This is a genomic window from Cyclobacterium plantarum (assembly GCF_011290685.1).
Lineage (GTDB): Bacteria > Bacteroidota > Bacteroidia > Cytophagales > Cyclobacteriaceae > Cyclobacterium > Cyclobacterium plantarum.
In genome coordinates this window covers 347,674-371,255 of sequence record NZ_JAANYN010000003.1, presented here as the reverse complement: position 1 = coordinate 371,255, position 23,582 = coordinate 347,674, and the positions used below count along the sequence as shown (strand labels likewise).

Annotated in this window: 23 protein-coding genes; 14 read left to right on the top strand and 9 right to left on the bottom strand. The window is 42.8% G+C overall.

The annotated features are described in order from the left end of the window. Positions 1-168: 168 nt before the first annotated feature. Positions 169-2,514: a T9SS type A sorting domain-containing protein gene (locus tag G9Q97_RS09520; RefSeq protein WP_166146136.1), complete on the bottom strand. Its 2,346-nt coding sequence runs from the start codon at positions 2,512-2,514 to the stop codon at positions 169-171. Between the two features lie 253 nt (positions 2,515-2,767). Between G9Q97_RS09520 and G9Q97_RS09515 the strand changes: the two genes are divergently transcribed. The 4 genes from G9Q97_RS09515 to G9Q97_RS09500 are packed head-to-tail and all read left to right on the top strand — an operon-like array spanning position 2,768 to position 7,120. Next, a complete protein-coding gene (locus tag G9Q97_RS09515) occupies positions 2,768-3,946 on the top strand; it encodes an Lnb N-terminal periplasmic domain-containing protein (RefSeq protein ID WP_166146133.1) in 1,179 nt (392 codons plus the stop codon). 55 nt (positions 3,947-4,001) lie between these two features. After that, the gene (uvrB, locus tag G9Q97_RS09510) at positions 4,002-6,041 is read left to right on the top strand and encodes an excinuclease ABC subunit UvrB (protein WP_166146130.1); all 2,040 of its coding nucleotides are present in this window, start codon (positions 4,002-4,004) and stop codon (positions 6,039-6,041) included. Next, positions 6,038-6,478 carry a hypothetical protein gene (locus tag G9Q97_RS09505; RefSeq protein ID WP_166146127.1) on the top strand — a complete coding sequence of 147 codons (441 nt, stop codon included), beginning with the start codon at positions 6,038-6,040 and terminating at the stop codon, positions 6,476-6,478. The genes uvrB and G9Q97_RS09505 overlap by 4 nt, the downstream gene beginning before the upstream one ends. Before the next feature lie 6 nt (positions 6,479-6,484). Continuing rightward, positions 6,485-7,120, top strand: coding sequence for an AlbA family DNA-binding domain-containing protein (locus G9Q97_RS09500; RefSeq protein ID WP_166146124.1), 636 nt, complete (start codon positions 6,485-6,487; stop codon positions 7,118-7,120). Here the strand turns inward: G9Q97_RS09500 and G9Q97_RS09495 are convergent. Then, positions 7,110-7,616 (bottom strand): regulatory protein RecX, encoded by a 507-nt coding sequence (locus G9Q97_RS09495; protein ID WP_166146121.1) that lies wholly within the window; start codon positions 7,614-7,616, stop codon positions 7,110-7,112. The genes G9Q97_RS09500 and G9Q97_RS09495 overlap by 11 nt on opposite strands. Before the next feature lie 73 nt (positions 7,617-7,689). On the opposite strand from G9Q97_RS09495, the gene tpiA reads away from it, so the two are divergent. After that, the gene (gene tpiA / locus G9Q97_RS09490) at positions 7,690-8,451 is read left to right on the top strand and encodes a triose-phosphate isomerase (RefSeq protein ID WP_166146118.1); all 762 of its coding nucleotides are present in this window, start codon (positions 7,690-7,692) and stop codon (positions 8,449-8,451) included. A 75-nt stretch (positions 8,452-8,526) separates the two neighbouring features. Further along, positions 8,527-9,363, top strand: coding sequence for a 50S ribosomal protein L11 methyltransferase (prmA, locus tag G9Q97_RS09485; protein ID WP_166146115.1), 837 nt, complete (start codon positions 8,527-8,529; stop codon positions 9,361-9,363). A 10-nt stretch (positions 9,364-9,373) separates the two neighbouring features. Here the strand turns inward: prmA and G9Q97_RS09480 are convergent, their stop codons facing one another. Beyond that, a complete protein-coding gene (locus G9Q97_RS09480; RefSeq protein ID WP_166146502.1) occupies positions 9,374-10,756 on the bottom strand; it encodes a DUF4270 family protein in 1,383 nt (460 codons plus the stop codon). Then, the gene (locus G9Q97_RS09475) at positions 10,716-11,528 is read right to left on the bottom strand and encodes a glycogen/starch synthase (RefSeq protein WP_166146112.1); all 813 of its coding nucleotides are present in this window, start codon (positions 11,526-11,528) and stop codon (positions 10,716-10,718) included. Before G9Q97_RS09475 ends, G9Q97_RS09480 begins: the two co-directional genes overlap by 41 nt. A 92-nt stretch (positions 11,529-11,620) precedes the next feature. Between G9Q97_RS09475 and panC the strand changes: the two genes are divergently transcribed. The 6 genes from panC (at position 11,621) to G9Q97_RS09445 (ending at position 16,899) form a co-directional block, all read left to right on the top strand. Beyond that, complete coding sequence (gene panC / locus G9Q97_RS09470) at positions 11,621-12,505, top strand: pantoate--beta-alanine ligase (RefSeq protein ID WP_166146109.1); 885 nt, start codon at positions 11,621-11,623, stop codon at positions 12,503-12,505. Positions 12,506-12,521: 16 nt separating this feature from the next. Further along, positions 12,522-12,869, top strand: coding sequence for an aspartate 1-decarboxylase (gene panD / locus G9Q97_RS09465; RefSeq protein ID WP_166146106.1), 348 nt, complete (start codon positions 12,522-12,524; stop codon positions 12,867-12,869). After that, positions 12,866-13,861 (top strand): lysylphosphatidylglycerol synthase transmembrane domain-containing protein, encoded by a 996-nt coding sequence (locus tag G9Q97_RS09460; protein ID WP_166146103.1) that lies wholly within the window; start codon positions 12,866-12,868, stop codon positions 13,859-13,861. The genes panD and G9Q97_RS09460 overlap by 4 nt, the downstream gene beginning before the upstream one ends. A gap of 39 nt (positions 13,862-13,900) precedes the next feature. Further along, entirely contained in the window at positions 13,901-14,593 is a 693-nt protein-coding gene (locus G9Q97_RS09455; protein ID WP_166146100.1) for a zinc metallopeptidase, read from the top strand. Positions 14,594-14,689: 96 nt separating this feature from the next. Then, entirely contained in the window at positions 14,690-15,829 is a 1,140-nt protein-coding gene (locus G9Q97_RS09450) for an acyl-CoA dehydrogenase (protein ID WP_166146097.1), read from the top strand. 140 nt (positions 15,830-15,969) lie between these two features. Next, a complete protein-coding gene (locus G9Q97_RS09445; protein ID WP_166146094.1) occupies positions 15,970-16,899 on the top strand; it encodes a helix-turn-helix domain-containing protein in 930 nt (309 codons plus the stop codon). On the opposite strand, the gene G9Q97_RS09440 is transcribed toward G9Q97_RS09445, so the two are convergent. The 3 genes from G9Q97_RS09440 to G9Q97_RS09430 are packed head-to-tail and all read right to left on the bottom strand — an operon-like array spanning position 16,882 to position 18,321. Then, a complete protein-coding gene (locus G9Q97_RS09440; RefSeq protein ID WP_166146091.1) occupies positions 16,882-17,661 on the bottom strand; it encodes a geranylgeranylglyceryl/heptaprenylglyceryl phosphate synthase in 780 nt (259 codons plus the stop codon). The genes G9Q97_RS09445 and G9Q97_RS09440 overlap by 18 nt on opposite strands. Continuing rightward, positions 17,645-17,977, bottom strand: coding sequence for a hypothetical protein (locus G9Q97_RS09435; RefSeq protein ID WP_166146088.1), 333 nt, complete (start codon positions 17,975-17,977; stop codon positions 17,645-17,647). The genes G9Q97_RS09440 and G9Q97_RS09435 overlap by 17 nt, the downstream gene beginning before the upstream one ends. Positions 17,978-17,979: 2 nt before the next feature. Next, on the bottom strand, positions 17,980-18,321 hold the full coding sequence (locus G9Q97_RS09430; protein WP_166146086.1) for a phage holin family protein: 342 nt from the start codon (positions 18,319-18,321) through the stop codon (positions 17,980-17,982). A gap of 265 nt (positions 18,322-18,586) precedes the next feature. Here G9Q97_RS09430 and G9Q97_RS09425 point away from each other — a divergent pair, with 265 nt between their 5' ends. Continuing rightward, positions 18,587-19,234 carry a DsbA family oxidoreductase gene (locus tag G9Q97_RS09425; protein WP_222851958.1) on the top strand — a complete coding sequence of 216 codons (648 nt, stop codon included), beginning with the start codon at positions 18,587-18,589 and terminating at the stop codon, positions 19,232-19,234. Between the two features lie 35 nt (positions 19,235-19,269). Then, positions 19,270-20,739, top strand: a complete 1,470-nt coding sequence (gene crtD, locus G9Q97_RS09420; RefSeq protein ID WP_166146083.1) for a 1-hydroxycarotenoid 3,4-desaturase CrtD — start codon at positions 19,270-19,272, stop codon at positions 20,737-20,739. Here crtD and G9Q97_RS09415 read toward each other — a convergent pair. Beyond that, positions 20,736-22,136 carry an MltF family protein gene (locus G9Q97_RS09415; RefSeq protein WP_166146080.1) on the bottom strand — a complete coding sequence of 467 codons (1,401 nt, stop codon included), beginning with the start codon at positions 22,134-22,136 and terminating at the stop codon, positions 20,736-20,738. The genes crtD and G9Q97_RS09415 overlap by 4 nt on opposite strands. Before the next feature lie 124 nt (positions 22,137-22,260). Beyond that, positions 22,261-23,580: a TolC family protein gene (locus G9Q97_RS09410; RefSeq protein WP_166146077.1), complete on the bottom strand. Its 1,320-nt coding sequence runs from the start codon at positions 23,578-23,580 to the stop codon at positions 22,261-22,263. Positions 23,581-23,582: the final 2 nt, after the last annotated feature.

Genomic DNA, 23,582 nt, shown 5'->3' with positions numbered 1-23,582 from the left:
ATGGCAATAAAAATCCCCTCCGCTACACCTTAATTCTCCGATTCAGTAAAAAAAATTTTCCCTAATCTGAATAGTAAAAATAGAAATAAAATAGAATTTAAACAATGTATTTAAAAATATACGGATTATTATTTTGTAATTGATTTCCTTGCATTTGAAATACAAATTTTATTGGTTGTACTTTTGCCATTTAAAGGTATGAGCTTTGCCTGAACCTTGCAGTTGAATCAAATAGTTTCCCGCTGGGAGCAATTTTAAATGTTGCTCTAAAATAAGCGGATTAAAATTTTGTTGAAAATCAGGGCTTTGGTAATTGACTCCTTTCATGTCCCATATCTTCATACTGGTAATGTCCCCTGAATTCCAATTGCCAAAATTGATTTGAACAGAACCTGAGTGATAGGGGTTAGGATATATTTTGGGATTTTGTCTGGAATAAAAGGGGTTGGAAACCCTAAGCACCGGGCTATAACTGGCTTCAGCCTGGCCCTCTTTTGCCAAAACCTGATAGTACCAATATGGCTTATCTTCGGGAAAAGAAAGGTCTTCGAATGTGATTGTAATTCCGTATCGGCTTTCCTGAATATTACCGATAGGGAAAAATTCAGGTTTTTCCCCATTGGTTCTTGAGATGGTGTAATCAATCAAACTTTCAGCTGTACTCTTCCAGGTAAGCCTCACCCTGTCTCCTAGCAAAGTGGCCTCAAAATCCAACCATTCAACCGGCAATACGCTTAATTCACTGATGCTTCCAATAGTAAGAAAACTACTTTGGGCCTCATCAAAGTCAAAAACCCTGCCGGCCCAAAGCATGCCTCCTTTCAGTGACGCGGGTACGTGATTTCCAATGGCTTGCTCACCTGCCCCCACTATCCGAAGGTGATTGATATCCTGTACCGCCAGATCCTCGGCAAGTATCCAGGCACTTAGCTGATCGGTATCAGCTCCGATCCCATTCAGCTGAAAAAAGCTGTTTAAATGATACACAACCACTTCCCCATCATCCGAGAATTCAGGATCGTAAGTCACACCGGGAGCTTCTGTAAAACTGATTTCGATAGTCTGACCGGTGCTGGATAAATTTCCTTCCAGCATCAAATGTCTTGGCGCATCAAAAACCGTATCAAAAATGGGAAAAGTAGCATTTGTGGCATCCAAAATCGAGGGCAGGTTTCCGTAATGCAATTGCCCAAGATTGAGCCAATTTCCTCCTGAGTAACTGTAATTACCTGTAGCCCCAAAATCAAGGGTCAAATCCTGGTCATGAAAATTTACCGTTCCAGCCACCTGGCTGAAGGTATCAAAAATGGTCAACCTATGTCTTACATTCACTGTGCCCGATGCTTTATCTACTAACAGTCCGGACAATTCCAATCCTGGTATATTCAATTCCTGATCCATGCTTCCCGTCAGTTGCAGTTCGGTGCCAAGCCCATTGACCTGCCCACCGAAAAGATATTCCATATCCCCCTGGACTGAAAGCTCCTCCGGAAGATTTTTGGTTGCCAGTCCCTCGAAATAAAGGTTCTGGTACAGGAAGTCGGATTGGGAGTCGGCCATGGAGGATTGTAAAAACTCCTGTGATGCCCCGTCACCTTTATAATAAACATTTCCATCCAATACCACATTGACCGCATCGATGAGGGGTTCCTCTCCCAACAGCAGCAGGTTAGCCCCCTCCTCCAGGATAAAAGAGCTTGCGGGTTTGGTATCTGACCTTCTAATCAATTGATCAAACTCACGGGTAGTTTCTGAAATAAGCGTTGCTCCTGATGCAATTCGAAATTCCCCGAAATCGCCTGTCCCAAATACATCGTCGGTTGTGAATGAAAAAGTGGATGAGGCAGGAGTTCCTTCGGTATTAACAGTTTGTCTTACCGTTCCACTCTTTATCAAAAAACTGCTTGCTTTAAACACGGCGTTTACGACGAGTTCCTGACCCGGATTTGGATCAAATACCACGGAATACCTGCTCGCCAGGTTTTGCCCACTCCAGGAATTCCTATCCACAACAATTCTTGAATCGCCTTTGAAAACAATTCTGCCCTGCTCAGGGTAAATCCAATCGTCTCCTAACCAGGCACTACCAAATAATATGAAGTCATTTTCATCCATTTCAAAACTGTGAAGACTCCCGTATATATCCAGATCGAAATTTTGAAGATTCAATTTTTTCCCTGCATCAGCAGCTCCAAATAAATAAAGGTTATTGACTTCTTCATTTCCGTTTAGTCTGATTTCATTTTTTTTAATTATAAAAACATCGTGCTCCCTATTGGGTGAAATGGCAGCAGCCACCCAGCCCGTGCCATCATAAACCAGCCAGCTGTCAGGATCATCCCAGTCACCAACGCCATCTTCAGGCAGATTGGATTTATAGCTCATTGTTGATAAGGGAATCTGCGCTTCTGCTGAAAGCACTGAAACCAACAACAAGCCAAATACAGCTACCATCCTGGCCAATAAAAGCCAGTGAAGGTCTTTGAGGGAATTTTTTTTATAAAAAATATCCATAATAAAAATGAATAGATGATAAAAATAATTATTTCTCAATTTAATTCAAAGTATGTAATCCGTATATTTTTATGTAAAATTCATTTTTTTTGTTTCAAACCAATATTTTCACGTAAAAGTAACCAAACAGGATTTACTTAAACCCTTACCGGAAAACGGAATTAAACCAGTAAATTTGGCCTGTCGAAATGGTTTTACCTGATATACACCTATGCAACTCGCTTTTTCTCCCATTACCTGCTTAAAAACCTGTATGATGAGCATGGGGCTTTTTTTGCTCCTGGTATCTGCGATACCCTCCCAGGCACAGCAATATAAAATCAGCCTGATCACCTGTGACCCAGGAGATGAACTGTATTCTACCTTTGGACACAGTGCCATCCGAATACGGGAACTGGATTCAGGACAAGATCTGGTTTTCAATTACGGCACATTTGATTTCAATACACCCTTTTTCTATGTCAAGTTTGTACGCAGGACCCTGGATTACCAATTGTCACTTACCACCACAGAGCAATTCCTTTATGAATACAATTATTTCAAACGCAACGTCAGGGAACAGGAACTGAATCTCTCCAATAATCAGGCTAAAGCAATAGTTGCCTTTTTGCAGGAAAATTACAGACCTGAAAACCGAAAGTACCGGTACGACTTTTTCTTTGACAACTGTTCGACCAGAATAAGGGAAATGATGGAAACCGTTCTGGGTTCCTCCCTAAAGTGGAATCTTAAAGCGGAAGGGCCTGAAAAAAGTTTTCGAAATCTCATTGATGAATATGTTTACCCCCTTCCCTGGTCAGATTTGGGAATTGACCTGGCCCTGGGGGCTGTAATCGACCGGAAGGCCGATGAAACAGAGAAAATGTTTCTGCCGGATTATCTGGAGGCTGCCTTTGAAAGTGCCAGCATCATCGGGGATGGTCCGGAAAGGCCCCTGGTCAGCCAAAACAACACCGTTTACGAATTTCCGGAAGATGGCTCACAAAACTGGAGTGTTTTCAACCCCTATATGGTTTTTTGGGCCCTGGCCATCGCCACAGTATTGCTCACCTTTCTGGGCTTTAAAAGGAAAAGGCTTTATTTGGGCTTTGACATTGGCCTGTTTACGGTTTTGGGCTTGTTGGGACTACTGTTGGTTTTTCTTTGGTTTTTCACAGAGCATTCTCAGACCAAAAATAACTGGAATATTTTCTGGGCCTTTCCCCTGCACCTTTATCTTGCCCTAAAATTAGCCCTCAATTCCCAACAGGCCTTGGTAAGAAAACTGTTGTTGGGGGCCATGATCCTTGCCGATCTTGCTTTGGTAATCTGGATTTTAAATTTCCAATCTTTTCATCCCAGTATTCTTCCCCTATTGCTCATCATTATTATACGCACCAATTTCTTGTATTATAACCTCAACATATTCAATCGTTTGGGTAAAAGTACCTGATTCCGAAAACTATTCCCTGCCTTATGGGCGTTGTATCTAAGTAAATTAAAATTATATGGATTTTAATATCATTTCGGATTACGAACCTACAGGAGACCAACCTACCGCCATCAAAAATCTGGTATCGGGGGTAAATTCCGGGGAACCGGCGCAGGTACTACTGGGTGTAACAGGTTCCGGCAAAACGTTTACCATTGCCAATGTAATCCAGGAGGTACAGAAGCCTACATTGGTCCTGAGCCACAACAAAACATTGGCTGCCCAACTTTACGGAGAATTCAAACAATTTTTCCCGGAAAATGCAGTGGAGTATTTTATCAGCTATTACGACTACTATCAGCCGGAGGCCTTTATTCCTACCAGTGGCACCTACATTGAAAAAGATTTATCTATTAATGAAGAAATAGAAAAGTTGCGCCTTTCCGCCACTTCTGCACTCCTTTCAGGCAGAAGGGACGTGATTGTGGTGGCTTCGGTTTCCTGCATTTACGGTATAGGAAACCCGGAGGAATTTGGTAAAAATGTCATCAAAATCCAGGAGGGTGACCGGATTCCCAGAAATCAGCTTTTATTCAAACTGGTGGAAGTACTATACAGCCGGGCTACGGGTGATTTTACCCGGGGCACCTTCAGGGTAAAGGGTGACACCGTGGATATATTTGTGGCCTATGGGGATTTTGCCTACCGGCTTTTTTTCTGGGGAGATGAAATTGAAGCCATTCAGCGGGTAGATCCTGCAAGTGGCAAAAAAATTTCAGATGAGAAAATTATCACCATATTTCCTGCCAATTTATTCGTTACAGGAAGGGACGTGATCGATACCGCTATTCATGAAATTCAGGATGACCTTGTTTCACAACTTAGTTTTTTTGAAAAAGACATGAAATTGATGGAAGCAAAAAGGCTGAAAGAGCGGACTGAATTTGATCTCGAAATGATTCGCGAGTTGGGGTATTGCTCCGGTGTGGAGAATTACTCCAGGTACTTTGACCGCAGGCAACCCGGCACCAGACCCTTTTGTCTTTTGGATTATTTCCCCGATGATTTCCTGCTGGTCATTGATGAAAGTCATGTCACCCTGCCCCAGGTAAGGGCCATGTGGGGTGGAGACAGGTCAAGGAAAATGAACCTGGTGGATTATGGTTTTAGATTACCTTCAGCTTTGGATAACCGGCCTTTGAAATTTGATGAATTTGAGTCACTGACCAATCAGGTCATTTATGTCAGTGCAACCCCTGCAGACTATGAGCTAACCAAATCCGAAGGGGTGGTGGTGGAACAGATCATCCGGCCCACAGGTCTACTGGACCCGGTGATCGAAGTCAGGCCCAGTGGCAATCAAATAGATGACCTTTTGGAGGAAATTGACCAAACCATTAAAAATGGCTTCAGGGTATTGGTCACCACTCTTACCAAGCGAATGGCTGAGGAATTGGACAAATACCTGGCCAAGGTAGGGGTCAAATCCAGGTACATTCACTCAGAAGTAAAACCCCTTGACCGGGTGGAAATTTTGCGGGAGCTGAGATTGGGTATTTTTGATGTACTCGTGGGCGTGAATTTGCTGCGGGAGGGTTTGGATCTTCCCGAGGTAGCCCTGGTAGCCATCCTTGATGCGGATAAGGAAGGTTTCCTCAGAAACGAAAGAAGTCTGGTTCAGACCATAGGGCGCGCCGCCAGAAACGAAAATGGCAAAGTGGTCATGTATGCCGATAAAACCACCGATAGCATGCAGCTGGCCATAGATGAAACCAATCGGCGAAGAGCCCGGCAAAAAGAATACAACGAAACACATGGCATCACCCCCAAAACGGTCATCAAATCCCACGACAGGATCATGGGGCAGACCAAGGTGGCCGACAGCAAAAGAAACGCTAAAATATATGTGGAAAATAACCCTGAGGAAGTGGATGTGGCGGCAGATCCCATCATTCAGTACCTAAGCAAGGATAAATTGGAGAAGCTGATCAAACAAACCCAAAAGAGGATGGAGGCCGCCGCCAAAGAATTGAATTTTATGGAGGCTGCCCGGCTCAGGGACGAATGGATGGGGCTTAAAAAAAGACTGGAAACTTTAAACGGGGGCACATCATGAAAAAAAAACTGATTCCAACCCTATGTTTATTGCTGCTACTCGGCGGAATCACAAAAGGGCATGCCCAGCAGGCTGCCGGTAGTTTTTTAATCAGTGGGGGAATGGATCTTATCAGGTCTGATGTCAGGGGAATATTCCAAAAAGCTCAAATTGGTGCCGAAATCAATTATTTTCACCTGCACCACTTGTCCTTTTCGGGCGGATATGAATACAATACAGAAGGGCCCAACCAAATTACAGGTGGTCTGAGGTTTTATCCTTTGGAGGCGGCATTCATTCGTGCCCGGGCCCTGGTGGGCAACAACGCTGACTTAGGCCTGGGAGCCGGATATACCTACAATTTTACTTACCGGATGCGGTTGGAAGGAATGGCAGATTATTATGTACAAAACCAAACACTTGGGGCAAGAATAACGCTGGCGGTTTTAATAAAATGAAAGGCAATGACAATTCAGGAAATTGGGAAAATAGCCAGAAAAGGAGAAGGTTTGCATGTGGAATTCAAAAAAAAAGCAGCCCACCCGGAAAAAATCGTTAAGGAAATCGTGGCCATGGCCAATACGGATGGTGGACACCTGCTCATTGGAGTGGATGATGATGGCACTGTAAGTGGTCAGCGCTATATTGAAGAAGAGGTTTATGCCATGGACAAGGCCATTCAGGATTTGATCTTACCTTCCATACAAATAAAAAAACATGTCGTGCACCTCAACCCGAAAAAGGGCGTTGCGGTATATGAAATTCAAAAAAGTAAGTCAGGTCCGCATTTCATATGGGATGATAAACGAAAGAAGGCGTATATCAGGGTAGCCGATAAAAGCATACAGGCCAGCAGGGAAATGTGGGAAATCATGAAGCGAAAACAAAGACAGGAGGATATCATCTTCAAATACGGCAAAAAGGAAGAATTGCTGATGAAAGAACTGGCCGTCCGATCGCACATTACCTTGAAAGAATACATGTCCATGGCGAAAATCCCCATTTATATCGCCTCCAGGACACTGGTCAAATTGGTATTGGCCAATGTCATAGATGTCATTCCACAGGAATCGGAAGACCGGTTTATCCCTAAGCCGTAGCCAGTCTGTCCACCACTTCCTTAATCAGATCCGGTTCGAAGCCCCTGAATAACAAAAAACGGGATACCTTGGCTTTCTTTTTATACAAGTCGGACTCTTTGGTCAATTTCCACTTTCTTTCCGCAAGGAAATTTAATGTTTCTTCATATTCCCCATCATCCAGTGCTCCAAGAGCTTCCAGAATCATTTCATTGGGTATTTGCCGCATTTTCAATTCCTGCCGTATCCTTACCTTTCCCCATTTCTTTAACCCAAACCTCCCTTTGACAAAACTATCCACAAACCTTTTTTCGTTGAGAAAATCCTGTTCCACCAAACGGGATATCAACTTCTCAACCTCCTCTGCATGCAAACCCCAATCTTCCAATTTACCCCTTACTTCAAAAAGACTACGCTCCTGGTAGGCACAAAACGAAGATATTTTTTTTAGGGCAGTGGAATAACCCAGCTTCTTTTTTGTACCTGGATCCGAATTTTCTTTTTCTGGAACTGACATTTTACGTAATTTTAACCTTTGGTAAATGAACGGGATAATCCTGACCAAATATATAAATCTTAACTAATATATCATGCGAAAAAAAATTGTTGCCGGAAACTGGAAAATGAATTGTGTTCAGGAAGAGGGTCAAAAGCTTACTTCTGAGATTGTAAATATGATCAGGGATGAGCCCTCAATGGATGTAACCGTTGTTTTGAATCCTCCATTTGTTCATCTTCATGGGGTCAATAAATTGATATCGGGTGTTAAAAATATACATTTGGGAGGCCAAAATTGTTCCGATAAAGCCTCCGGAGCTTTTACCGGTGAAATCTCAGCCGAAATGCTGGCTTCATTTGGAGCAGGTTATGTTATCATCGGCCATAGCGAAAGACGGGAGTATTTTCAGGAAACCAATGCTTTGCTGACTGAAAAAACCAAACAGGCACTTGCCAATAAGCTGGTCCCCATTTTCTGTTGCGGTGAACCTTTAGAAATAAGGGAAGCCAATACACATGAGTCCTATGTAAAAAATCAGCTTACCGAAAGTTTATTTGGCTTCTCCGAGGATGAGATCAAAAACATTGTCATAGCCTATGAGCCCATTTGGGCCATTGGAACCGGAAAAACTGCTTCGGCAGAGCAGGCACAGGAGATGCATGCTGCCATTCGCAAACACCTGGCAAGTAAATACGGAGAATCCGTAGCCAATGAAATTTCCATCCTTTATGGGGGAAGTTGTAAACCAGACAATGCCAAAGAGATCTTCTCCAAGCCAGATGTTGACGGCGGATTGATAGGCGGAGCATCCCTGAAGTCAAGGGATTTTGTAGACATTGTCAAATCATTCTAAAACAGGTACTAAAAGTATGCCCGGACTAAATTAGACCAGGCATACTTGTATTAAAACCGATCAAAAGCCATTCAAATGGAATACCTGGAATTCAAAATTACCTGCAAAGAAGCCTACAGAGAAATTCTAATGGCAGAAATGGCCGGAATTGGTTTTGATTCATTTTTGGAAACTGAAGAAGGATTTGATGCCTATATCCTCCCTGGGGACCTGGATAAAAACGAGTGGAAAGAGCTGCTAGCCCGGTACACAGGCCCGGCCAGCATTCAGATCCGTGAAGGGATATTGCCAAAGGTCAATTGGAATGAAGCATGGGAAAAGCACTATGACCCAATAACGGTGATGGACAAAGTTTATGTGAGAGCTACTTTCCATCCATCCAAAGAAGCGGCCTTTGCCCATGAGATCATTATCAATCCAAAAATGTCTTTCGGAACGGGACACCATGCCACTACCTACCTGATGTTGACCTGGCAATTGTCACTTGACCACCAAAATAAAAAGGTGATGGATGCTGGCTCAGGCACGGGTATTCTGGCCATTATGGCCAAAAAACTTGGTGCGGAAACGGTCACTGCATTTGACATTGACGACTGGAGTGTGGCCAACGGCAATGAAAATTTTGAAATCAACGGCTTGCAAAACATCACCATGCAAAAGGGAAATGTCCGAACCGTAAATAAAGAAAGGTATTATGACCTGGTACTAGCCAATATCAATAAAAATGTATTATTGGATGAAATGGCCACTTACGCCCAGGTCCTGGACAAAGAGGGATACCTGGTATTAAGTGGCTTTTATGAATCTGATATTGCCGACATCAGAAAGGAAGCCGAAAAATGCGGGCTGCTTTACAAGGACAAAAAAAGCAACAACCAATGGGCTGCTTTACTTTTCGGCAAAACCCATTGATGCCCAATTGTTACCTGATTTTGGTATAGTATATTTTTAATTTGATATTGTTTTTATCGACTACAAATTCCCTGAGTGATCTTTTAAAGGCATCAGCGGTTACCGGAGCCCTTTCTGTACTTGGGGTATTGGGATATAGGAACAAGTCTGTTCTGACCAATCCGGAGCGGTACAAGGCATTCACGTAAGAGGTGATTTGGTTGGCATAAACTCTGTTTTCAGTATTAAAAGCCAAACCTGTCTGGTTATTCGTTGTGGGCACGACGTTTCCTTGCTGATCCAACCCGGTATGACTGCCACCTTCAGCCTGTATAGCTACTTCTGCTCCATCAAAGCGGCGATAGATTTTATTGTCTGCTGTAGCAAAATACATCACCAATGCGTTGTAAGGTGCCTTAAATTCCGGATAGGTTTCTATCGGACCTACCTCCAGCATGATCTGATTAAAGGTAATATTCTCCAGGGTGTCCAGAAAGTCATGTAGTGGACTCATGTCTAATTTCGCCATTAATCCCAGACCGGCTTTTACACCTAGCAGATCCCCGGTCACTTCATATGCTTCTCCTCTTTCAGCTACAGCATCAATCCCTGATCCCTGCCTTTCACTGATCACCCCTGTAAAATGCCGGGACTGAATGGTATTGATGGGATAGGCCGTGGACACCGTATCTCCATCATAATGATAATAAAGCGTCATACCTGTACCACTACCCGTTGCCAGTGAAAGCGAGGTGTTCTGTTCTGGCTCTCCGGTGATCACGATACCCGGGAAATAATCCCGGAAGGCAAAAATATTGTCAAATACCGGATCATCTGATTTAAGCTTATTGAAAAAATCAGCAGAAAGTTCCGGATTAACCTGCATCCTTAAAAGGTTGGCTGTATCCGGTTCCAATAAAAAGGAGCCAGATGCTATGTTGGCCTCTTCTTCAAATTCCAACCGGCTAAAATTATAATAGGCGGTATCCAGAATCGGTTCGGTCAGCCGGTGAACACTGAAAGTTTTTTCCTCGTCAAAATTCTCTCCTATAAGGTCTACCACATTCATGGTAAAAATCGCAGAATCGAAAATCGCCTCTTCCTCGGGAGGGATCCCGTTTGGATTGAAGGAGAGCCTGCTGTAACCAATGGATTGCGTGGTCCCAAACAGATCGCTTTGGTCCCCACCTACCACCATCCTTCCCTGGCTGGTGGTATTGAAAGAATCTGCCAGCACCAAATAAGAAGAAAGGGGTATTTCTTCGTAGAAAACCCCTATCTGATTAGAGTCCGGATCCAGTACCAAACCTATCTCTGAAGGATCGGAACAGGCACCGGTGAATAAAATGACGGATAATAATATCCCGAAAATCTTAGCCTGCCAGGTCGGTGTAGATGTTGTAATAACTTTCAAAAAGCTGACCTTCTTCTTCACTATTAATTTCAAACTGTTTGTCTTTAGATGTTTCCTTAATCATGGTAGTCAGGCTTTCAGAAATATCCTCACCCTTGACGACTACATCTGCATACTCCATCCCAAGTTTAAGGAAGCCCTCATAATCTTTGGATTTTAACGGAGCAAGCAGTTTATCGTCAATATCTACCATTTTGATTTTTTCAAATAAATCGTCCCCAAATTTATGACTAAATCCGTTATTATAAATGGCAAACACAGATTTTGTTTCCTTAAAAAGGGGTTCATTCTTGTAGGTTGTTTTTAGATACAACGGAATCAGGCTGGTCATCCAGTCATTGCAGTGCACTACATCCGGTGCCCAACCCAATTTTTTTACGGTTTCCAATACACCTTTGCAAAAGAATATCGCCCTTTCGTCATTGTCTTCGTAAAACTTATCCTGCTTGTCAAAGAAAACGCTCTTCCTTTGAAAATAGTCTTCATTATCTATGAAATAAACCTGAAGCTTCGCATTGGGGATAGAGGCCACCTTGATGATCAGGGGTTTTTCTTCCTCTCCCACTGAAATATTGATTCCGGAAAGCCTTACTACCTCATGCAACCTGTTCTTTCTTTCATTGATCAAACCGAATCTTGGTACCAGGATACGGATTTCCATTCCCTTCTCCTGCATGGCCTGAGGCAGTGCCCTTACAAAATTGGCGACCTCTGAGGTTTGAAGAAATGGATTGATTTCACTTGCTACGTAAAGGATACGAAGTTTAGACATATCTAGTGTGTTTTGTTAAGGGATATAACGGGACTACAAAATTACAAAAAAAATAAGGAATTCCCATTGTTTTTAATCAAAATAATATACTTTTGCACCTATTTTGCTACACCATCTCAAGGAAGCCTTTGGAAAAATTTGAAACCATACCCGCTGTAAGGCAACAAATTAAGCATTTGAAGAGCCAGGGCAAGTCTATTGGATTGGTACCCACAATGGGAGCACTGCACAGAGGTCATATTGAGTTGATCCGTAGTTCCAGAAAGGTTTCAGACATTACTGTGGTTTCAATCTTTGTCAACCCCATTCAGTTCAATAACCCGGAAGACCTGTTAAAATATCCGCGTACTTTATCTGCTGATCTGGAAATTCTTTCCAGGGAAGGTACTGACCTGGTGTTTGTTCCCGACGAAAAAGAATTGTACCCGGAAGCCATTACCACTGAATTTGATTTTGGGCCCATGGAGCAGGTTATGGAGGGAAGGTTCAGACCAGGGCATTTTAACGGGGTGGCAATTGTAGTGGCTAAGCTATTTCACATACTTCAACCAGATGTTGCCTTTTTTGGCCAAAAAGACCTGCAGCAGGTATCCATTATTCGCAGGCTAACAAAAGACTTGTCAATAGATACCAGCATTGAAATGATCCCCACCGTCCGTGAGGAGGATGGACTGGCCTTATCCTCCAGAAACCTGAGGCTCTCTGAAAACGGCCGTACGCTGGCACCTAAACTTTACCAGGCACTTCAAAAGTGTAAGACTGAACTTTTAAATGGAGGAGATTGGTTTAGCATACGGAAGAAAGTTATTGAAGAAGAGCTTTTGCCTGCAGCCATACAGCCGGAATACCTGGAGTTGGTGGAGTTAAAAAGGTTCTCTTTGACGTACAAGCCGGTAAACGGAACGCCCTTTGCTATATGTATTGCCGCCAACATAGAAAATATCCGCCTGATAGACAATCTTGTTATAGGCGAATAGCTCAACAGAAATTGCCATGCACATCCAACTCTTAAAATCAAAGATACATCGGGTAAAAATCACCCAGGCAGAACTTCATTATGTGGGAAGTATCACCATAGACGAAGACCTTATGGATGCTGCCAATATCATTCCCAATGAAAAAGTACAGGTTGTCAATATCAATAATGGCGAAAGATTGGAAACCTATGTCATTAAAGGGGAAAGAGGTAGCGGACAGGTCTGCCTGAACGGCCCCGCTGCCAGAAAAGCTCAGGTGGGTGATGTTGTGATCATCATTTCCTATGCATCCATGGATTTTGAAGAAGCCAAAGGCTACAATCCCATCGTCATATTTCCGGACGATCAAAATCAATTGATTTGAGCAAAAATATAAAACAGGGAATTCAGGTAACCGTGTCCCTGCTTATTGCGGTATTCATCTTTTATTATTTGTACCGGGACATTGATAAGGATACCATCCTGAGTGCTCTTAGAAACACGGATTTGCTTCTATTGACTTCCTCGGTATTGGTAGGCATTCTGGGTTACTGGTTGCGTGCATGGAGGTGGAAAATCCTTATTGAAACCGGTGAAAAAATCCCTGTCAGCACAAGCAATGTTTTTTGGGCTTTAATGTTTGGTTACCTCATGAACTTGCTAATCCCCAGGGCAGGAGAATTGGCCAGGTGTGGAGCAGTAAATAAGACCTACCCTATCAAAATTGGAAAATTGTTTGGCACCGTCGTTTTGGAGAGAAGCATAGACATGGTCTTTATGTTCCTGATGATTGCCCTGGCTTTCCTATTTCAAGGAGGTATATTTCTGGAAATTTTCGGCTTGCTGGTTTCTGTGCCCGCATTGACAGCCTTCATGAATAATTATTTCTCCATAGGCCTGGTTATTATGGCAGGGGGAGTGGGACTTGTTTACTTAACATTCCGCAGGTACAGGCATTCCGGATGGGTAGGGAAGGTGAGGCAGTTTTTACGACAATTTGTCAGTGGTCTGGAAACGGTCTTTCAAATGAAAAAACAGTTCGGATTTTGGGCCGTCTCTGTATTGATCTGGATAATATATTTTTTCATGATGTATTGGATCGCACAAGCAATTCCTTCAACAAGCTCTTTATCAGCATCTTCGGTATTAATGGTATTGGTAATGGGGAGTATAGGCATGGTGGCTCCGGTACAGGGTGGTATAGGAACTTTCCACGCCATGGTGGCATTTATACTCTTGTTTTATGGCATATCTGAAGAGCAGGGCAAGATATTTGCAATGATCGTTCATGCCTCACAAATGCTGACCATAATGGCTTTGGGAGGGCTAAGTTTGCTTCTTTTAGCCAGTAAAAAAGAAAGCAACCTTCAGCATTGATGGTTCGTTTATGTAGCAAAAAATAATTATAAAAAGAAAATGGGAATCATATTAATTGTAGTTGTATTTGGGATCATTGGTTATGTGGTGAGCAATAAGCTCAAGAATAAATTCAGGAAATATTCTCAGACCGCCTTAAAGGCCAATCTTTCCGGAAAAGAAATCGCAGAATTGATGTTGGCAGATCATGGTATCCATAATGTAAGAGTTAACTGCGTGGAAGGCCAGTTGTCTGACCATTACAATCCGATGAACAAAACGGTAAATCTTAGTCCTGATGTCTACTATGGCCGAAATGCTGCGGCAACAGCCGTATCAGCTCATGAGTGCGGACATGCGGTACAACACGCCCGGTCCTACACTTGGCTTCAATTGAGGTCTACCCTGGTGCCAATTCAAAACGTCAGTGGTAAAATTCTGAATTTTGTGCTGATTGCCTCTTTATTTGGAGGAATTGCCCTGTTCGGGCTTCCTTATGAGGCAGTGGGAGTCGTCGTCGTAGGGGCCTACAGTATGCTGACCCTTTTTAGTCTGGTAACCTTACCCGTTGAATTTGATGCCAGTAAAAGAGCTCTCGCCTGGGTGCAGGAACGTAATATTGTCACCCCTGAGGAATATGGCATGTCAAAAGATGCATTGAAATGGGCCGCGATGACCTATGTGGTGGCAGCAATTGCTTCCATGGCCACTTTGGCGTATTATTTCTTTATTTTCTTTGGTGGCAGAGAATAACCCAATTCGAAAATATATGAATTAAAGGGGCATAAATTGCCCCTTTTTTATTTTTTAGCGTATATTATTCAGGTTTTGACTTTTAACTGACCAGACATGGATTTCGAATATACCCAAGAGCAACTGGCTGTCCGGGAAGCTGCCAGAGATTTTGCCAGTACCCAATTGTTACCTGGTGTCATTGAAAGAGACATTGCAGCAACCTTCCCGAAGGAGCTTATTCTCCAAATGGGAGAAATGGGGTTTTTGGGCATGATGAGCAGTCCGGAATACGGAGGAGGGGGCATGGATACCATTTCTTATGTTTTGGCCATGGAGGAAATTTCCAAAATCGATGCCTCTGCTGCTGTCATCATGTCTGTCAACAATTCCCTGGTTTGCTGGGGCTTGGAAAAATACGGCAATGACCAGCAAAAACAACAATATTTAATACCGCTGGCCTCCGGAAAATCATTGGGAGCTTTTGCATTATCAGAACCAGAAGCCGGATCAGATGCCACCTCTCAGAAGACCACTGCCACTCACATGGGAGACCATTATTTGCTCAATGGTACCAAAAATTGGATAACCAACGGGAATACCGCAGACATTTACCTGGTAATTGCCCAAACGGACAGCACAAAAGGCCATCATGGTATTTCTGTTTTTATCGTGGAGAAAGGCTGGCCTGGCTTTGAAATTGGCAAAAAAGAGGATAAAATGGGTATAAGGGCATCAGACACTCATTCACTGATGTTCTCGGATGTAAAAATACCCAAAGAAAACCGGATAGGGGACCTGGGATTTGGGTTTAAATTTGCCATGGAGACCCTGAACGGAGGTAGGATCGGCATAGCGGCTCAAGCTTTGGGACTCGCTTCAGGGGCCTTTGAAAGGTCATTGCAATACGCCAGGGAAAGATACACCTTTGGAAAACCCATCTCAGAACATCAGGCCATCCAGTTCAAACTGGCTGATATGGATATGGAAATTGAAATAGCAAGACTGATTTGCATGAAAGCTGCAAAAACCAAAGATATGGGTAAAGATTATTCCAAACTCAGTGCCATGGCCAAATTGTATGCCTCAAAAGTTGCCATGGAAACCACAACAGAGGCGGTACAGATCCATGGGGGTTATGGTTATGTTAGGGAATACCATGTAGAACGCATGATGCGTGATGCCAAAATCACGCAGATTTATGAAGGCACTTCAGAGATTCAAAAAATAGTTATATCCCGAAGCCTTTTAAGATAATTGCATAAGCTATGGATTTTTAAAAAAATATATTAATTTTCATATCGAAATTTAGTTTATTCTAATTTTTTATCTATAATTGTCCTAACAAATCAAAAAAATAATATACTTTTGCTTAAGTAAACCTAAAGGCACTAATCATGGAATATTACAATAAGGTGATCGAGTCGGTTGGAGTTAGGTACGTTAAAGGAAACAACTTTAAAATAGAACGGCCCGTTACCATCACCGATTATTCAGATTCTGAAAACACAGCCATCCTTCTTCACAGGGGTTCTTTAAATTTTGGAGAGGACCAAGAGTCTGTAAATGAGGGAGAAATACTTTTTATTCCTGCTGCCAGGTCTACGAAGGTTTCTTTTGGTACGGTCACCAAAAGGAACGAAACAAACAATGAAAGTTTTTTGGAGAACAAAAAGAAGTACCTCCAAACCATAAGTTTTAAAGACATTAAAAATGAGGAAAATGACTGCATCACCTCACTTTCCTTTGAAGCAAAGGTTTTCGATGTGGTTAATTTTTTTAATTCTCTCGGGATTCCCGCATTTGTAATTCGTTTCAATGACAGGATCGCATCTATCATTGAAGATGTGGTAAAAGAATCCGAACAAGCTACCCCAGGTAAGGAAAGGGTGATCAAGTTATATACCGAACTACTGGTAGTAGAACTTGTCAGGCATATCTTAAAAAACAGGCTTTTTGTTGAGGAATTGTCCACCAATAGTACCTACTTCAAAGATCCCAGGCTTATTGACATGTTTAATTACATTAAAAAGAACATTGGGGGAGACCTGTCTAACAAGGTTCTTGCAAAAGTGGCCAATGTCTCGGAAGACTATGTTGGCCAGTATTTCAAAATGCTTACAGGGATCAACCCACAGGATTATATCGAATACCAAAGGATGGAAGCTGCCGTAGAATTACTCAGAACCACTAAAAAAAGTATCCGCGATATAGGCAAGGAAGTAGGTTATAAAGATACAGCCTACTTTTGCAGAAGATTTAAAATGATGTATGGACTACCTGCCGGTAAAATGAGAAGAAGAGAATCTTTAATTAACGTTCAGTGAGGCATTATAACATTTGGCATAGTGAAGGACCTCGGCTATCAGGCTGGGGTTTTTTTCTGCCCCATTGCCAATGACCAGCACATCAGCACCAGCCTTCCAGGCCTGCTTTGCCCTGGCCAAAGAATTAATCCCTCCCCCTACAATCAATGGGTACCCTGTATGTCGATTTACTGCATGGATCATTTCAGAAGAAACCGGTAGCTCTGCCCCACTCCCGGCATCCAAATAAAACACCGATAAGCCAAGGTATTTTCCGGCCAGCGCAGTGGCCACTGCCAAATCGGGTTTGTCATGGGGAATCGGGATGGTTTGACTGATATATTCCACACTGGTCGCATTTCCCCCATTGACCAGCATGTATCCCGTAGGGATGATCTCCAAAGCACTTTTGGCCAAACTTGGCGCTGCAAGTACATGTTGTCCTATCAGCAATTCCGGATTTCTACCGGATATAAGGGATAGAAATAAAATACCATCTGCCTCTTCTGAAAGCTGCATGGCGCTTCCCGGAAAAAGGATGATGGGAACGCTTCCAGCAGCAAGTCTTTTTATCCGTTGAAGACAGGCGGTCAGTTTATCCCGGTTTACCAGACTTCCACCCACAAAGAAAAAGTCGATGGCAAAGTCAGAAGAACTTTGGATCAGTTCATCGAAAGAAGTTTGTTGATCCATTTTTTCAGGATCTATCAAAAGGGCCAGGCTTTTGGACCCTTCCTTTTTTCTTTGGAGAAGAAGGTCTCTCAGTTCACTTCCCTTGTTCATTCTCTTCACTAGCTTTTGCTACCAACTGCTCCAAAAGCCTTGACTTACCATAATCAAGGGCCATCCAAAAAAACCTGTTTCTGATATTTCGCAGTATGCTGAATTTCTTTTTTTGTTTTCCTTTGCTCCTTTTTATCGCCTGCGTTTTTTTGCCGCTCCCGGAAAATAACCTGGTGGTACCCACAGCCAATAACCCTCCCAACAAGGCTATACCTCCTACTTTGATATACACCCTGGAATCCTGCTTCAACAACTCCAGCTGTTTCTGAAGGGTTTGTTCCAATTCCTCAGATTGTCTTTTTAATGCTTCATCCATGATCAATCTTTTTTACTCTTGAATAAAAACACGTACCGGGAAAGTGAATTTTTAAGCCCTTTTTGAACAAAATTGGCATTCCTTACCAGGTATAAGATGATGAATAACAAAAAGTAAATTCCCGTCAATAATAAAAACCCCACGGAAGTGCTTCCATGAAGTTCGCTAAAATAAAAAGCAAGCGATATACTGCCAAACAACAGGATAAAAGACCCCGCCAAAACCATTAGCAATAAGATGCCTACCCTCGCGGCAATGCTACTAATCTCATCCAGGATTTCAGATTTTAAGATTTTAAACCTTACTTCTATCAATTTTTTAATGGTGGTAATGATCTCTGTCATACTACATCAATATTATATGGAAATAAAATGCTATTCGGTTGATCAAGTTAGTGTATTTTATATCAAAAACCTTGCTGAAGGTGATTTGTACCTCCATTTCGTGAAAATCTGTGGCTAAAATATCAAAACCTGTACTCCACAAGTTACTATTACCCTTTTATGGTTTCTTAAATAATCCGCATAGACTGAACCGAAGCCCGCCTATCAATTGTTTGTTCTGTGGATTCGCGGTTCGATGTTATTCGCCCTAAAATTAAGTACTGACATGCAAATAGAAATTTGGAGTGATATTGTTTGCCCCTTTTGCTACATAGGCAAACGTAAATTTGAAAAAGCCTTGCAGACTTTTGAGCTGTCTGATGAACTGCAGATAATTTACAGGAGTTTCCAGTTAATGCCCGACATGCAAACCGATCCTGATAGGTCCGTCAACGATTTTTTGGCCAGGGAAAAAGGCATGACCCTGGAGCAGGTCGGGGAAATGAACGCACATGTCGCAAGGCAGGCAACTGCTGTCGGGTTGGATTATCAATTGGAAAAAGCCATTGTTGCCAACACCTTTCAGGCCCACAGGTTGTTGCATCATGCCAGGGGCCAGAACCTTCAGCAACAGGCGAAGGAGCGATTTTTAAAAGCCTATTTTACCGAGGAGGAAAATATTGATGACAAAGAGACCCTGATTCATTTGTCGGAAGAAATCGGATTGAAAGAAGCGGATAAAATACTGGCCGGAGACCAATATGCTGCTGAGGTAAAAAAGGATATCCTGGAAGCCCGGCAATTGGGGATTAAAGGAGTTCCATTTTTTGTTTTTGACAGGAAATATGCCGTTAGCGGTGCTCAGGAAGCTGAAGTATTTCAGAACACCCTATCACAGGCATTCAAGGAATGGAAAACGGAATCCCTGATTTAACCTGAACTCTTCCATTTCCTTTTAGTTTTACAAATATGGGAAAAAAAGCAATTGTAGTCGGCTCGGGAATTGCAGGACTGGCAGCAAGTATCAGGCTGGCCAATAAGGGGTATCAGGTACAGGTTTTTGAGTCCAATGCCTACCCGGGAGGGAAGCTTTCTGAAATTTCGATCCAGGGCTATCGCTTTGATATGGGCCCATCCCTTTTCACCTTACCCGAACAGGTAGATGAACTGTTCGCTCTTTCAGGTAAAACTGCCCGAGACCATTTTCACTATAAGCGGCTAGAAGTGAATTGCCATTATTTTTGGGAGGATGGCACCCGTCTCCGGACTTTTGCCGACAGGGAGGCGTTTGCAAATGAAGTACAAATAAACTTGGGGGAAAACCCTGAAAATATCAAAAAGGCACTTGACAAATCCGCATACATTTACAATTACCTCGCTCCGCTTTTCATGCACAGGTCCCTGCACAAGTGGAGCACCTGGATAAACAAAAAAGCCTTAAAGGCTTACCTGAGATTGGGCAAATTGGGCTTGTTCAATACCATGAACCAGGCCAACAAAAATCATTTTGACAATGAAAAGCTGGTGCAACTTTTTAACAGATATGCCACCTACAATGGCTCCAATCCCTACCAAACACCCGCTACCCTGAACATCATTCCCCATCTTGAATTTAATAGGGGAGCCTATTTTCCTGAAAAAGGAATGCATGCCATCACCCAAAGCCTGTATACGCTTGCCACTGATCTGGGAGTAAGTTTTTCATTTAACAAACCTGTGGATAAAATTGTGGTTGAAAAGCAAGTGACCAAAGGCGTGGTGGTTCAGGGCAGGTTTCAGGCTTCAGACCTGGTAGTCAATAATATGGATATGGTAAACGCCTATAAGACCATTCTCAAAGACCAGGATCAGCCAACCAGGTTTTTGCAACAGCCCAAATCCAGTTCTGCATTGATATTTTACTGGGGAATCAGGAAAGAATTTCCTGAACTGGACCTCCACAATATCTTGTTTAGTGAAGATTATGCAGGGGAATTTGACCATATTTTCCACAAAAAAAGCATTTCTGAAGATCCTACCGTTTACATCAACATCACTTCAGTTCATAAAAAAGACGATGCCCCGGAAAACTGCATGAATTGGTTTACCATGATCAATGTACCCAATAACCAGGGGCAAAACTGGGAACTGTTAAAGGCCAGGGCCAGAGCGTCCATCATCCATAAAATCAACCGCACGCTCCATACAGATATTGAACCCCTGATTGCGGTAGAAGAAATACTCGATCCCATTACCATAGAGTCTAAAACGTCTTCTGCAAATGGGGCACTTTATGGGAACAGTTCAAACAACAGGTACGCTGCATTTTTGCGGCATGCCAATTTTTCTTCAAGTATAAAAGGACTTTATTTCTGTGGGGGAAGTGTGCACCCAGGAGGGGGGATACCCTTGTGTCTGCTTTCTGCCAGGATCATGTGCGACCTGATTCCCAAAGCCTAAGATTCCACCAATACCTTGTAAGACTCATACAAACCATACACCTCCCGAACATACCTTACCGTGACATGCCCTTTGGCATAGCCACTTTTTACCCAGGGATCTCTGTAAATTTCGGGTTGGGATTTCCTTTCCAGGTAATAGGCAACATTTTGCCATCGGCGGGTATCTTTTCCGTATTTATAAGCCAGTCTCCAGGCATCCTGCACATGCCCGTGCCCTACATTGTAGGAGGCAAGAATAAATTTAATCCTTTCGGTGTTGTCCGGTACCCTTTCCATCCAGAATCCATCCAGGTATTTGAGGTAACTTACACCACCCCTTAAGCTCTCATTGGGGTTATTGGGATCATTGACACCGAACCTTTGTAAGGTGACGGGCATCAGTTGAAGCAAACCTACGGCACCGGCATAGGAAACGGCTGAATTATTGAAACGGCTTTCTTTGTAAACCAGCGCAGCAAGCAAGCGCCAATCCCAGCCAAGCTGATCCGCACCATCCTTTATGATTTCATCGTATTTGGAAATTCTCCCGCCCGAAACGGAAGAAAAGGCAGAAGAGGTACGGTAATAACTGTTTTTCTTGTTCAAAAAATACTTGTGATAGAGGATGGCTTTATATCCGGTCCGGTCTATCCGGGCAATCCACTCATCGATCCGGTTTAGTAAATCAGGAGCATTTTTTCTTACTGCCCATGAAACCGGGTTTGCCTGACTAACCATAAGGCTAACATCAAGATTGTCATAATAAGTCGCATTGACCAGAGCCACATCATCATCCACAACCGTATAATCAATTTCTTCTTGTACCACTTTATTGATTAGATTCTCCAGGCCGGTATTTTCTTCTTCCAAAGTAAAGTTCAACTTCAGGGAATCCTGAAGAGAAAGCAGACGGTCCTTGTATATCGTTCCTTTCTTGATATAGATCTTCTTCTGGTCCAGTTCAGCAAGGCTATCAATATGGGTCCTGTCTTTTCTTTGAACGACCACTGTTTTCATCCTGCCAACAGGTTGGGTAAAAGCGGCATATTTTTTCCTTTCCTCATTTACCTCAAAATTAATGGCCACAATATCGGCCTTTCCTTCGTTTAATAACCTGAAGGCATCCTCTATATCATGCCTGACAATCAAGCGCAAACCTACTCCCAGTCTATTGGCAAGGTTTCTTAGCAGCTCAAACTCGTAGCCCATTGTTCTTCCCCGATAGATGTAATAGCTGGCGGAAGAATTATCCACGATGGCCCTGATAAATCCCCTGTTCTGGATGGCATCAAAATCAAGCTCTGCCGGAAACTCCCAAAAATCAGGCTTTGATTCTTCTACATCTGCTGACTGGCATGCATCCAAAAATGGCAGCAAAAAAATGATCTGAAGAAAAAAAAACCAAGTCTTTCTCATACTTTATAGCTCCCTGTTGGGGCGTTGGTCAAATCAATTATAGCCCATTATCCTCAATTAACCAAAAAAGCCCGGTATTATCTACCGGGCTTCTACAGATTTCCCATTTAGGGAAAATAATGTTTTATATATCCTGCGGGAAATATATTTTTCCTGAAATCCTCATCAATTCTATTTCGTTTTCCTTAATGGTATACAAGGATTCTATCAATCTGCTTTCTGCCTGCAGGCGGTTTACCTGGGCATCCCTAAACTCCAGGTAATTGGCAATACCCAGGCGAAACCTGTCCAGGGCTATATCAGCGTTTTCTACAGCCACTTCATAATTCTTGCGTTCTATTTCCAACAAGCGTTTGCTGTTTTGATAGGTATTGTAGGTCCGCTGTAAATCAGCCTGCATTTGGTTTTCATACTGCTCCATCAAATGCCGCTGGTTGTTGATTTGAATTTTGGCCCCTTGGATTTGGCGGTTAAGGGAAAGTCCGCTAAATAGGTTCAAACTGATTGTGGCACCAAGATTAATTCCCTGTTGCTGGTTACTTAAAAGGAATCCTGCATCCGAGTTGAGGGTATTGTCATTGTAAGAACCATTAAGCGTAATCGTTGGAAGTCGCTGTGCCCTCAATTCCTTGAGTTGAAGGTAGGCTACATTTTCCATGCGTTGTGTCACCAAAAACATCTTGTTCTGGCTGTAGGCATTTTCCCGCAGCTCCTCCATGGAGAGGTTTTCTTCTATGATAATGGTATCCCTTACTGCGAAATTATCGTCCAGGCCCAGTGCCAGCAATTCATTGAGATTGACTCTTGAATTTTGAATAACCTGTTCCTGGGTTACCAGAGCGGTAAGGTCTGCATTGTAATCCACCTGAGCCGCTAAAAAATCTCGTTTGGAGGCCCTGCCAAATTCATATTGCGCTTTTGCAATTTCCAACCTTTCATCAGACAGCTCCAGTGTATTGTTCAACACATCATACCGCTGTTGCTCCAGGACCAATCTGTAATAGGCAGTAGCTATCGCCGCTACTGTATTTTCAATGACCACTTTGGCTTCAAGCTCACTGACCTCTGTCAGTTTCCCTAACCTTTGCAAAGCTACCACAGCATCGGCACTAAAGCCATAAATGGCCACGAGGCTGTAATTATTCGTTCTTGTCTGCGCACCTGGAATGATCCTGGGATTTTCCGGATCACTGACGAATGCCTGCTCAGTATCTTCTCTGCGATAACCCCTGGTATTGTTTAGGTCAATGGTAGGCATCAATAGGCTGGTGCCTAATTTTCGGTCATTTTCCGTCAAAAGGACCTGATTGGTAGCTATTTTAACATCCAGGTTATTCTCCAATCCAATTTCAACCGCTTTTTGAAAAGTCAATATTTCCTCTTCCTGCGCAAAAAGGGGGAAAGAAAAGACAATCAATACGTGTAATAATAAAAATTTCTTCATAA